At 64.4% G+C, this 12,393-nt stretch carries 12 protein-coding genes; 7 read left to right on the top strand and 5 right to left on the bottom strand.

Annotation, left to right across the window (positions count from 1 at the left end):
• Positions 1-29: 29 nt before the first annotated feature.
• On the bottom strand, positions 30-443 hold the full coding sequence (locus tag AB0J29_RS30805; RefSeq protein ID WP_364793837.1) for an NUDIX domain-containing protein: 414 nt from the start codon (positions 441-443) through the stop codon (positions 30-32).
• Between the two features lie 310 nt (positions 444-753).
• Positions 754-1,452, bottom strand: coding sequence for a tyrosine--tRNA ligase (gene tyrS / locus AB0J29_RS30800; protein WP_364793930.1), 699 nt, complete (start codon positions 1,450-1,452; stop codon positions 754-756).
• 51 nt (positions 1,453-1,503) lie between these two features.
• Between tyrS and AB0J29_RS30795 the strand changes: the two genes are divergently transcribed.
• Positions 1,504-2,715 (top strand): HEAT repeat domain-containing protein, encoded by a 1,212-nt coding sequence (locus AB0J29_RS30795; RefSeq protein WP_364793835.1) that lies wholly within the window; start codon positions 1,504-1,506, stop codon positions 2,713-2,715.
• Between the two features lie 842 nt (positions 2,716-3,557).
• On the opposite strand, the gene AB0J29_RS30790 is transcribed toward AB0J29_RS30795, so the two are convergent.
• Positions 3,558-3,761 carry a cold-shock protein gene (locus AB0J29_RS30790; protein ID WP_328404798.1) on the bottom strand — a complete coding sequence of 68 codons (204 nt, stop codon included), beginning with the start codon at positions 3,759-3,761 and terminating at the stop codon, positions 3,558-3,560.
• 388 nt (positions 3,762-4,149) lie between these two features.
• On the opposite strand from AB0J29_RS30790, the gene AB0J29_RS30785 reads away from it, so the two are divergent.
• The 5 genes from AB0J29_RS30785 (at position 4,150) to AB0J29_RS30765 (ending at position 10,241) form a co-directional block, all read left to right on the top strand.
• Positions 4,150-4,551, top strand: coding sequence for a hypothetical protein (locus AB0J29_RS30785; protein WP_364793833.1), 402 nt, complete (start codon positions 4,150-4,152; stop codon positions 4,549-4,551).
• Positions 4,548-5,447: an FAD-dependent monooxygenase gene (locus AB0J29_RS30780; RefSeq protein WP_364793831.1), complete on the top strand. Its 900-nt coding sequence runs from the start codon at positions 4,548-4,550 to the stop codon at positions 5,445-5,447. The genes AB0J29_RS30785 and AB0J29_RS30780 overlap by 4 nt, the downstream gene beginning before the upstream one ends.
• Before the next feature lie 146 nt (positions 5,448-5,593).
• Positions 5,594-6,679 (top strand): serine hydrolase domain-containing protein, encoded by a 1,086-nt coding sequence (locus AB0J29_RS30775; protein WP_364793829.1) that lies wholly within the window; start codon positions 5,594-5,596, stop codon positions 6,677-6,679.
• Positions 6,680-6,884: 205 nt separating this feature from the next.
• On the top strand, positions 6,885-7,097 hold the full coding sequence (locus AB0J29_RS30770) for a hypothetical protein (RefSeq protein ID WP_364793827.1): 213 nt from the start codon (positions 6,885-6,887) through the stop codon (positions 7,095-7,097).
• Positions 7,098-8,663: 1,566 nt separating this feature from the next.
• A complete protein-coding gene (locus AB0J29_RS30765; protein WP_364793825.1) occupies positions 8,664-10,241 on the top strand; it encodes a protein kinase in 1,578 nt (525 codons plus the stop codon).
• 117 nt (positions 10,242-10,358) lie between these two features.
• Here AB0J29_RS30765 and AB0J29_RS30760 read toward each other — a convergent pair whose 3' ends face one another.
• Together AB0J29_RS30760 and AB0J29_RS30755 are read right to left on the bottom strand one after the other, a co-directional pair.
• Positions 10,359-10,652, bottom strand: coding sequence for an integrase core domain-containing protein (locus tag AB0J29_RS30760; RefSeq protein ID WP_364793823.1), 294 nt, complete (start codon positions 10,650-10,652; stop codon positions 10,359-10,361).
• Positions 10,649-10,981 carry a hypothetical protein gene (locus AB0J29_RS30755; RefSeq protein WP_364793821.1) on the bottom strand — a complete coding sequence of 111 codons (333 nt, stop codon included), beginning with the start codon at positions 10,979-10,981 and terminating at the stop codon, positions 10,649-10,651. The genes AB0J29_RS30760 and AB0J29_RS30755 overlap by 4 nt, the downstream gene beginning before the upstream one ends.
• A gap of 171 nt (positions 10,982-11,152) precedes the next feature.
• Between AB0J29_RS30755 and AB0J29_RS30750 the strand changes: the two genes are divergently transcribed.
• On the top strand, positions 11,153-11,725 hold the full coding sequence (locus AB0J29_RS30750; protein WP_364793819.1) for a hypothetical protein: 573 nt from the start codon (positions 11,153-11,155) through the stop codon (positions 11,723-11,725).
• Positions 11,726-12,393 lie beyond the last annotated feature (668 nt).

Genomic DNA, 12,393 nt, shown 5'->3' with positions numbered 1-12,393 from the left:
CGTGCAGGGCGGTGGCGGGGTCAGCCCGCTCAGCTATGCCAGCTTGACCGGGTTGTGGTGCCGATGAAATCCTTCATCGCGCTCGGACGCAGGTCGGTCGTCGGGAGTTCGGCTGTTGGTATCCACTGGAATTCGAGATGCGCTTCTTGACTGGATGCTTCATCCGCCAGTTCGGCGTCGAACACGAGATTGATCTCGTGGTGGGTTATCTCGTTGTCATCGATGTAACCGTGCTCGACGACGGCGACAAGACCGAGGATCTTTGCTCGGGCACCGAGTTCTTCGGCGATCTCGCGGACAAGCGCGGCTTCGACTGACTCGCCGGGTTCGATGTGTCCTCCTGGGAGGAATGCCCATTGTTTTCCGTGTTCGCGTGCCACGAGCAGCCTATCGCCGTCGCGGATGGCTGCTCGGACGATGAGTTCTGTTGTGGCGGAGCCCATCTGGACCTTTCGTGTCGGATGGCTCTCGTACGGTGTGAGAGTGATTTCGGAACTCACTGCTGATGATATGGCGCTTGGGGTCGGGCAGATTGTTGCCGGGATAGGTCGAGTGTGTCCGGTTCGGCCATTGCGGCGAGGACGCAACCATGTGTCATGGGTGATGTCGTCGTCACGTGGCGGATCATGAATCAGCCAGTAGAACAGCGGAATTCGACCCGATTCGAGATGCTGATCCGGTCAACTGAACGCGTCCATAACGTTCAATGGACAACCGGCGTGGGCGCCACTGCACCCCAGCCGGTTTCGATGCTCAGACGACCTCGACTACGGCCAGCGAACGCCGACCGCGACGCAGAAGTATCCACCGGCCGTGCAGCAGATCCGCGACGTCGGCGGTCGCATCCTCGCCACTGACCTTGGCGTTGTTCACATACGCCCCGCCCTCGGCGATCGTGCGCCGACCGGCCGATCTACTTGCCACCAGACCGGTCGCGGCGAGCAGATCGACGATGTCGTGCTCGCCACGTGGAACAGCCGCCGACGGTAGTTCCTGAACGGCCTCCCGCAGCGTCGATGCGTCGAGGGCGGCGAGATCGCCGCGGCCGAACAGCGCCTGGCTGGCCTCTCGGACTCGGACCACCGCCTCCTTGCCGTGAACGAGCGAGGTGACATCCTCAGCTAGAGCGCGCTGCGCTACCCGCTCGGCAGGGCGCTCGCGGGTGACCGCATCGAGGGCATCTATTTCCTCCCGTTCCCGGAAGGTGAAGATCTTCAGGTAGTCGGTGACCTTCGCGTCTTCGGCGTTGAGCCAGAACTGGTAGAACGCATACGGCGACGTCATCTCCGGGTCAAGCCAGATCGCGCCGCCCTCCGTCTTGCCGAACTTCGTACCGTCGGCCTTCGTGATGAGCGGCGTAGCCAGGGCATGCACGCTGACCCCCTCGGCCCGGTGGGTCAGGTCCGTGCCAGCGGTCAAGTTGCCCCATTGGTCCGACCCGCCGGTCTGCAGCGTGCAGCCGTATCACCGGTAGAGCTCGTAGAAATCCATGCCCTGCAGGAGTTGATCACCGGGATCCGAGTGCAGCACATTACCGGCGAGGTGGTGACACAGTCCGGTGGTCCCTCCGGCGCACGACCGCCCGACGCTTTGTATGCGTTTCCGTTCGAGTACCGCCAGAAAGCCACGCATGATCTCGAGCCGACGCTCGTTATCAATCCCGCCGACAGGGACACCATCCATTTCGATCTGTGGCTGTACCCGAAAGGGGGCTTTCCTTCGGGTAGTGGCCGTCTCTGCGCGACCTTGCTGTACCACTTGCCTGGCGGTGAGCAGGGAGAACTGCCGATCGAGCGATTAGATCCACAATGGCGACTGTTCGCGCGGGTGAGTGGAAAGCCGATCCCGATCCGATTTTCCGAGAGTCAAGGCGTGAGTTACGTGATGTCCTCGGGCGCGCTGCGCGGTACGGCTCCAACTGTCCGAGATGCCGGGCGCGTTCGCTCCTCCGACGATTTCGATCCCCATTGGCTGGTTGATCCCGCATACGCTGCGCAGCTTCGCGAGTCGACGGCGGACGTGGATCCAGCGGTGAGGAAGGCAGCGGTATGGGCGCTGGGCGAACTCGGTGATGCCGAAGGTTTGGCGGCGATACTGCAAACCCGATGGGACGACGAGGGAAATCGCATGCACAAAATGCTGCAGGCCGTTGAAAAGATTGCTGAGACGGCCGACGCCTCAAGTGCCGTCGAGGCCCTGCTGCCATTATTGGAGGCCCGCCGGGCAGTGATACGTCAACGAGTCGCGCTGACACTCGGCAAACTCGGCGATCCGAAAGCAACCCCCGCGCTCGTAACCGCGCTCCTACACGAAAACACCCGAGTTCCGAGGCTCGAGCAGAACCGAGACAGCGAGCGTTCGTGGGTCCGGTTGCGTTGTAGCTACCGTTATATCGAAGGAATCTACGGCTGGTACTACGTGAACAATGGGCACGATGAGCTTGAGGAATTCTCCGAAGAGTACATCCTTGAGTCCGAGGACGAGGGATGCAATGACTGGTTCGCCGGAGACTGGTTCGCCGGAGCCGCCCATGTCTGCTCTAAGACCGAATTGCTCGCTGACGAAGCGGTCTGTCTCTCCGCCGCGAAGGCGCTAATCGCACTCCACGATACGTCGGTCGTACCGGAACTAACGCGGTTGCGTGATCATCCGGACAGCCGGGTCCGGACAGCCGTCGCCTACGCTCTCGACGGGCTTCTGCCCCGCAGGGATTGATCGCAAGCACACAGGTCGCGGTTCGGAAACGATGACTGGAGTATGCCCGTGTCACGGCTACGAATGGCCAGCGCAGCGGAGTCAGTCGTGATGCAGTAGGAAGGCCGAACCTGCTGGGCATGGCCTCCGCAACACAACCGAACTCACCAACGCACCGGTTCCGCAAAGAGAGCCGCTCCGTGTCTGCGCCTGGCCGCAACACCGCGCGCCTAGCTTGAGTTTTTAGCTGCGGCGTGGTCGTGGTCCGGCAGGGGTTGATGCTCGGGTGTTGCTGGCGGTCTTGATGTGGACGTCGTGGCGGGGTGCGGGTCGTTAGTTGCGTAGGCCTGCCGGGCGGCCGGGTCCTGGGCGTGTGGGTTTCGGTGCACCGGCCGGGCAGGAGATGTTCGGGCGGAGGTGCCGAAACCCTCGCCGGACGCGTGCTGGTGTGAGTTGTTGCGGGGCAACGGGTTTCTTCCACGGCCGTCGCTGGTCGGCGGCGAGTCCTCTGGCAAGACGCAGTTGGGTGTAGGCGGCCAGTAGCAGCCAGGTCCGGCGGTCGGCGTCGGCGGGGTCGCGTGGTTTCGGGCGGTCCATCCGAGGGTTTGCTTGAGCATGCGGAAGGTGTGCTCGATGTCGAACCGGCGCAGGAACGCCTGCCAGAGCAGGTCGATGGTGGTGGCGTCCAGGCCGGTGCCGGAGTACCACAGCCAGACCAGTGCACGGGCGGTGGCGGCGCCAGCAATACCGTTTGACTCGTACCGCGGACTCGCGGATCTGAGCAACTGCCGTCGCCGCACCAGCCGCATGAACGCGAAAGGCTCCGCACCTCAACGGTGCGGAGCCTGTGCAAGTCACGCCGATCAGATAGCGCGGACGTCCTGAGCCTGCGGACCCTTCTGGCCCTGGCCTACCTCGAACTCCACCCGCTGGCCCTCTTCGAGGGACTTGAAACCCGCCCCGCCGATAGCCGAGTAATGCACGAAGACGTCAGGGCCGCCTCCGTCTTGAGCGATAAAGCCGAAGCCCTTTTCACCGTTGAACCACTTCACACTGCCTTGAGCCATGTTATTTACTACTTCTTTTCTGTAGGTGAGCCGTGCGGATCACTTCGATCCACCCAGTCTCAATACATCACTATGTCATAAGCTGCGGCACCGCTCGCGGGGCGCACAGTTGGCTGTGCCGGAATTGGCCTGGGCGGTGTCCGCGCCTACGCGGACTATTCGTGTGCCTGCGGGGTCGACCACGAGTCGAAACCAAACCCCTCCGCCATGCCGGACCATCCCGCGCGTACGGGGCCGACATCACACTGCTGACCCTGCCCCGGGGCAGCATCCACGGACAATCCCCGCACGTGCGGGGCCGACCTGATCGACCTCGGCGCGCAGTCGCTCAATACCGGACTATCCCCGCAAGTGCGAGGCCGACGTTTTCACGACCGGCGCGATCAATGTGCCCACCGCACAGGCGCTCGACCGGTGCGGACTGCTGCCCCAGCTGCTCGCCGTCCAAGAGGATGCGCTGGCGCGTTTCCATCGATTCCTGCGTGGCACAGGCAAGTCCATGCCGGTGCGGGCGAGCGGGCATCGTCCCGTCGTCGGGCATTTCGCGGGTATCATCATCGACCCGAACCAGGTCGATTTCGAGGACCCCGCCTTGGCTGAGGTCGGCCCGGCAGGGGAGGCGTTCCTGGTGTCCCAGCAGGCTGTTGAGGCCATTCTCACCCGTCGCGCCATCGACCTGGGTGTTGAGATTCGGCGCGGTGTCGAGGTGAGCGGCTCCGCAGACTCGCCGAATTCGATTTCCCCGGAGTCGATCCCGAGATCACCGGCCGCCAGGCGCTGGTGGAGATGACCGGCACCGACGACCTCGCCCCCGGCTGGCACACCACTCCCACCGGCATCGACACCTTCGGTCCCATGCCGGGCCGCTTTCTCACCGTCGAGCTCGATGGCCCGCCCACGGACCGAGCCACCCCCGTCACCGCCGAGGAACTGCAAGCCAGCCTGCGCCGTGTCTCTGGCGTGCAGGTCCACATCACGAAGGTCATCTCGGCCACCCGCTTCACCGACAACACCCGCCAAGCCACCGATTACCGCAGGGGCCGGGTGCTGTTGGCCGGCGACGCCGCCTACGTGCACTCCCCCTTCGGCGGCCAAGGCCTCAACCTCGGCATCGGCGACGCGGTCAACCTCGGCTGGAAACTCGCCGCAGTGGCAACAGGCTGGGCACCCGCCGATCTGCTCGACACCTACACCACCGAACGCCACCCCGTCGGCGAATGGGTCCTGGAATGGACCCGCGCCCAGATCCCGATCATGCGCACCGACCCCCGCAGCCGCGCCGTGCGCGCGGTCACCGCTGAACTCCTTGCGGGCCGCGACGGCGCCACCACGATCTTCAAGAAGACCTCCGGAGTCCTGCACCGCTACGACCTCGGCGGCACCCATGCCCGCACCGGTTCATCGGTTCCCGACCTGGAGTTGTCCGACGGCACCCGCGTGGCCGAACACTTCGCCACCGGCAAGGCGGTGCTATTCGATCTCGCCGACTCGCCCGAACTGCCCGACCGGGCTGCCGCCTGGGGAGAACACCTCCGCATCGTGACCACCGAACCCACTCGGCCACAAGATCTTTCGGTACTACTCATGCGACCCGACGGCTGCATCGCCTGGGCCGCGGACCACGGCAACCTCGACGGCCTCGACGCCGCGCTGACCCGCTGGTTCGGCACACCCCACCGCAGCTGACCCGAATCGACCCACAGACAGCGCCAGGTGAGTGCGCGACAGATCAGCGCAAGACGCACGCAAGCCCAGTCGCGCAGGCTGAGAAGCGACGGACAACGACACGCCAGCACATAATTGGTGCCGAACGAAATATCAAGTGAGGAACAATGATTCAGCAGCTGCTCGACGATCTCGTGGATTCCGGCCGGGAAATCGGCATCCAGGTCGCGACCTATGTCCACGGGCGTCTCGCGCTCGAGGCCCACGCCGGCTCGGCGGACACCGCCACGGGCTGGATGGTGGACGAAAAGACGTTTTTCCCGTCGTACTCGACGGGAAAGGGGATCGCCGCCCTCGTTGTCGCCGTGTTGGTGGAGCGCGGCGTGCTCGACTACGCCGCCCCGGTCGCCGCGTACTGGCCCGAGTTCGGTGCGCACGGCAAGGAGTCCATCACCGTCGGTGATGTGCTCACCCACCGGGCGGGCCTGCCATCTCTTCCCGCCGATCTCAGTGTCGAGCAGTTCACCGACGTCGCAGGGGTCACCGCCTGGCTGGCCGAGCAGCGCCCCGAATGGGAACCCGGCACCGCCACCGGCTACCACGGCTGGAGCTACGGACACCTGGTCGCCGAGATCGTGCGCCGCGCCACCGGCCGGCCCATCGACGCCGTCCTCGACGAAATCGCTACCCCGCTTGGTATCGAGGGCCAGCTGTACTTCGCTCTGCCCGACGGCGTCCGCGCCGCCACTCTCTATGACGGAAACTGGTCCGCCGTATTGAATTACATGCCTCCGGCCTTCCATCGGGTCGCCCCGCCGGCCGTGGCACCCACCGCCGATTTCGCCAACCGCCCCGAGATCCGCCGTCTGGCGGTACCGGCGGCCGCGACGATCACCGCCCGCGGTGCGGCCCGTCTCTACGCCGCCGCGCTCTCCGGCGAACTCCTGAGCCCCTCCACCCTGTACGAGGCCACCGCCCTGCGCACCACCGACCCCGACCGCGTGCTGGGCGGACCCATCCCCAAGGCCCACGGCTTCTTCCTCGGCGGCCCCGGCTCTCCCATGGGTACGAACCCAACCATCTTCGGCCGCAACGGTTCCGGCGGCAGTATCGCCTTCGCCGACCCCGAGCACGGCCTCGCGCTCGCTGTGACCCACAACCGCCTCGCGGCCGGACCCGAAGACTGCGTGAATCAGGTCGTTGCCGCGGTGCGCCGCGAACTGGGGTTCGGGAGTGCTGTGACCGCCGACTAGCGGGTAGGGCGTAGTCGCTGTCAATGAGTGCGGGAACCGCCAGGGCCGACGAGGCTGGTCGGTTCGCGCATCCGGGTCATGGCCGGGGTCGCCGATTGGCAGGCTCCAGCTTCATGTCGGTCCTCTGGACGGCTCCCGGCCCGTCGAGCTGGGCGTGCAGGGATGGGGCCAGTCGGGCCAGACCCAGTGGGAAGCCAGTGGGGGAATGTTCTGGCCGGGCTCGCACCAGGACAATGTCGTCACGCTGCTGCCCGCCGGCCAGGGCTACCGCGCCGTCGTCGCCGGGCGAGGCGCTGCCAACCAGCGGTGGCGCTTCGACGAGGTAAAGCTTTCCGGCGAATCGGTCCCCACCAGAAGGAAGGGCATGTATGAGTCGGGAAGCGGCGGCGACCCACTCAAGTGGACCGACGCCTACTAGGTCCGGCCACCAGCACCGAATCCCCTGCCTACACCGACCGGCCGCCTCCCGCCTCACCCGCTGGGCGTGAGGCGGCCGGTCGTGTTCAGTTTCACCTCGCCGTAGAGTGAGACGTGTTCCCAGAGCAGCAGCATCACACCGATTCCCGCCCCCACCAACTGGCGCCGGGTTCGCACGCTAACAGCACTATCAGCGACAAGGAAGTTGCAGGTCAGCGGCATACACCAGGTTGGGGATATGGGTCAGCTCCCCCTCCGGACACAGACAGTTACGTCACGTCACCCGTTCTACCTGCGGTTATGCAGGAGGGGTGGGTGGCGGCGTCGAGCCGGATCAGTGCATAACCGCAGGTGGGAGCCCTGTGGGGGTTCAATTCGGGTTCAGCTGAGAGAATCCTGAGAAACCGGCACGTCGACGCGGCGAACCGTGGACAGTCATATCACGGAAGTCTTTTCAGCTCTGCAGGTATCGGTCGAGGCCCTTCACCTCGATCTGGATGCGGCCCCGCTCGCCACGCCGATCAGAAGAGGGCCTCATGCGGAACGTTCGCCCGGCCGACTCCTCGGTCGAGACCGACCAGTCGACGCCCACACGCCTATTGCATGACAGCGCAAAACCAACCGAACTCACAGTCGTCGTACCGAAGGATCCACCTGACCTCACACCGGCCGCTGCTCGCGCCCTGCGCGCCTCATCCAAAATGTTGCGTCCGAGGCGCGATACCCCGGACGTCCGAGCATTGAGACGCGCGAAAGGAACGAGGCCGCCTTCCTAATCTCGTTGGCCTCCTTTAGATCTCGCACTTCTCGTTCGAGTTCTTTGATCCGCGCCTGCTCCGTGCTGGTCGCACCCGGAGCCTTCCGATGTCGATCTGTGCCTGCTTCACCCAGACCCGCAGGGGCTCGGCGTGGATGCCGAGCTTCAGAGCAAGCGCCTGGCACGCGGCGTACGCCGACCGTTACCCGTCGATTCGGTCAAGCACCATCTTCACCGCACACCACGCTGCTCGATCGGATAATGCTCACACCCCGATCGCCGCGGCGAACAACGCGTGTGTCCCGCACGACCTCAGGTCGAGCTGGCCGGGAAGTGATCGAGCGGCCCGAACCAAGGATGCTGCTACTCGCCGATCGCGGGTTCTACGGATTCATCTGTGGAAACAGGCCCGATACCGGGACGGAGTTTGCTGTGGCGGGTGAAATCCACCGTGAAACCACGGCACCTAGACATGCTGCCCGACGGTTCGTGCTGGCCCGGATCTGCCCGAGCTCCGGCCCCGGATAGCGCACAGCGGCGCCGTTGACGGTGCGGGTCATCGAGTACACGATCGATGGCGGCCGCGACAATCCCGAAGTGCTGGCGCGACAGCATCAACCGATATGCCCATGACCGCTGCGCGCCGACCGGTCTTCGGCCTGGTCTCGAACTGCCCCATATCCAAGCCACGACTGACCAATGAGCAGTTTGCGGCAGGAGAGTTTGACCGCAGGGGATGGTCAGCGATCGATTCGGGCTCTCGGATAGCATTGCGCGGCTGGGATGCTCGTGATGTCGAACGGGGGCTGTGTGGCCGATCCACGTGTGGGAGAGGTATTCGCCGGGTATCGGCTGGAGCGGGTGCTTGGCCGGGGTGGTATGGGGACGGTGTACCTGGCTCGGCATCCGCGACTGCCGCGGTCGAGTGCGTTGAAGCTGCTGGATCCGGAGATGTTCGCCGACAACGAGATCCGGGCCCGGTTCGAGCGTGAAGCCGATATCGTTGCGCGCCTGGAACATCCGAACATCATCGTGGTGCACGACCGTGGCGTCGAGTGCCGATACCCATGGATCGCGATGCAGTACGTCGCCGGAACCGACGCCGCGTCGGTCGGTGTCGTCGACGTGGCCCGGGCAGTGCGGATCATCGGAGAGACCGCCGCTGCACTCGATTACGCGCACCGGCACGGTGTGTTGCACCGGGATGTGAAGCCTGCCAACATTCTGTTGGCCAACGCCGAGCCCGGGGAACCGGAACGGGCGCTGCTGGCCGACTTCGGCATCGCCCGATTGCGCGACGACGTCGGTGGTTTGACGCGAACGGGTACGTTCACCGCGACCTTGGCGTTCGCCTCGCCCGAGCAGCTGGCCGCGGGCCCGGTAGACCACCGCTGCGACCAGTATTCGCTGGCCTGCACCTTGTTCGCGTTACTTACCGGGGGTGCGCCGTTCGCGGCGACCAACCCGGTGGCCGTGATCGAAGCGCAGATGCGCCAGCCGCCACCGCCGTTGAGCAGACTCCGTCCGGACCTGCCGCCCGGCCTGGATACTGTGCTGTACCGGGCGCTGGCCAAGCGCCCGGACGAAAGGTACGACAGCTGTGGCGAGTTCGTGGCGGCGGTGGTCGGTGTCTTACAGTCGGCGAGCGCGCTGACCGTGGTGACGGGCGAACAGGCTACGGCGGTGCCGACGGTCCGTGCATGGCAGAGTCGTCCGGCACTGCCGACCGTGATGCAGCGGGTGCCGCCGTCACCACCGGTCTATGGTCAGCACCACCCGATGGCGACGCCGCAGGCGAATCCGCTACTTGCCCCGCAGTATCCGATGCAGTCACCGCTGCCGGCCAAGCCCTCGAAGAGCCGCCGGTGGGTTCTGATTGCCGCACCGGTTGTCGTTGTTGTCCTCGCGGTCACCGGGTTCGTGGTGTATCGCAAAATGCAGCCGACCTACCCGACCGTCTCGACGACCGCGGCCGATGTCACCTCCGCGTTCCCTCCCGAACTTTCGGCATCGAGTTCGCAATGCGTGCCGAAAAGCATTGATGTCGACAACGGTCACGACGGGCGCATGAATGCCGTCGAGGTGACCTGCCGAATCGTCCAGCCCGCCAGCCTCGCTTCGGCCCCAGCGGGCCTGTACTCCGGCATCTTCGACGCGTTCATCGACAGCAAAGCATCAAGGGACGTTATCGACAGCGACAAAGATCTTCTTCCGAGTGACGATCATACGATCTGGAATTCCGACAAGTCGGCGGAGTTGGGCGTGAACAACGCTACTCAGGCAACCTATATCAACTCTCCGCGAATGCTGGTGATCCACTTCGGCTTCGAGAGAAGGCTGACTGCTGACCAGATAGTTGCCTTCGCCAAGGCAACCGGACTTTTGTAGGTCCAAGCTCGCTCATTTGGCGTGATCAATCCGGTCGGTCAGGAAGCTCAGCACCTGCTGTGGGCCCCCGATGACGGGACCACCCCGTTTTCGAGTCCGGGTTGTTTCCGTCCTGATTCAGTTGAACTCGCAGGCCACCGGGTCGTGGGTGCGGCTGCAGCGGGCAGCGTACTCGGCCGGGGTCAGATAGCCCAGCGCCGAATGCCGATGCCGCCGATTGTGTTCGTCCTTGAAGTCGCCGATGACGACCCGGGCCTCGAGAAGGCTCGTCCAGTGGTTACGGTTGAGGCACTCGCTGCGTAACCGCCGGTTGAACGATTCGATATGACCGTTGTTCGACGGCGTGCCGGGCGGGATATAGACGATCCCCGCCCGGTCGGCGCAGAACTGTTGCAGCGCAGCCGAAATCATTTCAGGACTGTTGTCATACGCAGCACCTTCGGTGGCGCACCGCGCGCGGTGAACACCTGCTGCAACTCGGCCAGCAGCCGCTCGGCGGTGATCGAGCGCTCCACCAAGTGCAGCAGCGATTCGCGGGTGTGCTCATCGAGCATCGAAGCGATTTTCACCGCCCGCCCGTCGACGGTGGCGTCGAACTGAAAGTCCGACGCCCACACCACCTTCGGAGCATTCGTATCAACCAGCGGCGTAGTCGAGCACCCCGCCCGCTTGCGTGGCGAGTGCGCCCGCGCCCGCAAGCCTTCCTCCCGCCAGAGCCGGTGCAATCTCTTCTTGTTCACCTGCGAGCCCTCGTCGAACCGTGACGCGGCCCACGCACGCCGGAACCCGTGCCCTTGATGTTTCGTGGCGTAGAACGCAGCCAGACCCGCAACCCGGCATCCGGATCGGCGAGGGTTTGCGCGGCCGGCATCCGGTAGGGTCTCGTTCGACAGTTTCCGAAGGGATGGGGAATGATCCAGTCGCAGAATGAGTTTCGCGTGCGCGCCTACGTGACTCGACGTTATTCGATAGGGCTGGCGGTGCTTGCTGTAGCCATCGCTGCTTGGATGGTATCGCCGGTGTGGGTGCCCCAGGATGTCGTCCCGAACGAAATCGCCGCTGTCGCCGTAGGATTGCTGTTCTTCTTCTGGGGATTCAGGAAACAGGTCTTCCGGCAGACGATGATTCGGGCCACTCCAGAAGGCCTGGAACTGGACAGGAAGGTCCTCAGGGAGCCCTGGCAGCACATCGTGTCCGTGTCGATCGGCACCATTGCCTCGATCGGATTGGACCGCAACAGCAAGAAAGAGGCGCATCGGTCCTACTGGCCGATCTTGATCGTCCAGCTGGCCTCGGGCGGAGCCCCGACGACATACCGGTACGAACCGTGGTTCGACCAGCAGTGGCAGGAGCTGTTCCGATATATCAACGCCGTAGCACCCCATGTCCAACTGGCCGACGTTCGTGAAACCCAACGCCAAGCACACGAAGCGAACCGTCCTGGGAATTCAAATGTGTACCTCGACCGTAGCTTTGACGTGTAAATCGTCTGTATGATCCAGCGCGGCAGTGGATTCCATCGGGATCAGTACCGGCATCCAACGTCACGCACACTCGGTAGGGACCGAGAGCGGCCGTGGGGGCAGTGGCAAGAACCTGAGCCCGCATCCACCGACGTGATTTGTGGGTGGTCTGCGTGCCGCGGGTGCCGCGCAGACGACAGGGTTTGGATAAGCCGACAGCCGCTGGTCTGCCCAGCCTTCCACTGTTATTCCTTGGTAGAGCCTGGTTTTGCGGGGTGGTGGAATGGATCAGGCCGCTGGGGGTGGTGCGTGGACGACGGTGAACAGTTCGTACCAGCCGTGTTCGGCGTGCCAGTGCTGGGGTAGATGCCAAACATGTTGTCGCCCAGACGATGCCAACCGTACAGGGACCGCTATTTGCCGATGACCAGCAGTTTTCGGTGTTGCAGGAGGTTGGCGTAGTGGTCGATTCCCCCTCCGGACACAGAACTGTGGCATTTATGCCCCCAAATCCGGGTCCGGGCATCGCCTGGACACTCTCTCCTGGTCGTACACCGCCACCTGCGGGTTTTCTCTGTTCGACGGTGGTCGATATGACCGATGACACATTATCTCCGCTGATCCCTTCCTTCTCCTCCATCGGCCTGGTCGGCGGCGATGCCTGCGGTATCGGTGCCGGTCTGCCGATG

This window comes from Nocardia sp. NPDC049707, from assembly GCF_040674855.1.
In the GTDB taxonomy this organism is placed as follows: domain Bacteria; phylum Actinomycetota; class Actinomycetes; order Mycobacteriales; family Mycobacteriaceae; genus Nocardia.
Note: the sequence above shows the minus strand (reverse complement) of the source record. Positions and strands in the feature narration are given on the sequence as shown.

What these genes read in the sequence shown, in the direction of transcription:
- AB0J29_RS30775 (WP_364793829.1), top strand. Translation starts at nt 5,594, where the DNA reads ATGATTCAGCAGCTGCTCGACGATCTCGTGGATTCCGGCCGGGAAATC.
- AB0J29_RS30770 (WP_364793827.1), top strand. Translation starts at nt 6,885, where the DNA reads ATGTTCTGGCCGGGCTCGCACCAGGACAATGTCGTCACGCTGCTGCCC.
- AB0J29_RS30750 (WP_364793819.1), top strand. Translation starts at nt 11,153, where the DNA reads ATGATCCAGTCGCAGAATGAGTTTCGCGTGCGCGCCTACGTGACTCGA.
- AB0J29_RS30760 (WP_364793823.1), bottom strand. Translation starts at nt 10,652, where the DNA reads ATGATTTCGGCTGCGCTGCAACAGTTCTGCGCCGACCGGGCGGGGATC.
- AB0J29_RS30780 (WP_364793831.1), top strand. Translation starts at nt 4,548, where the DNA reads ATGACCGGCACCGACGACCTCGCCCCCGGCTGGCACACCACTCCCACC.
- AB0J29_RS30790 (WP_328404798.1), bottom strand. Translation starts at nt 3,761, where the DNA reads ATGGCTCAAGGCAGTGTGAAGTGGTTCAACGGTGAAAAGGGCTTCGGC.
- AB0J29_RS30805 (WP_364793837.1), bottom strand. Translation starts at nt 443, where the DNA reads ATGGGCTCCGCCACAACAGAACTCATCGTCCGAGCAGCCATCCGCGAC.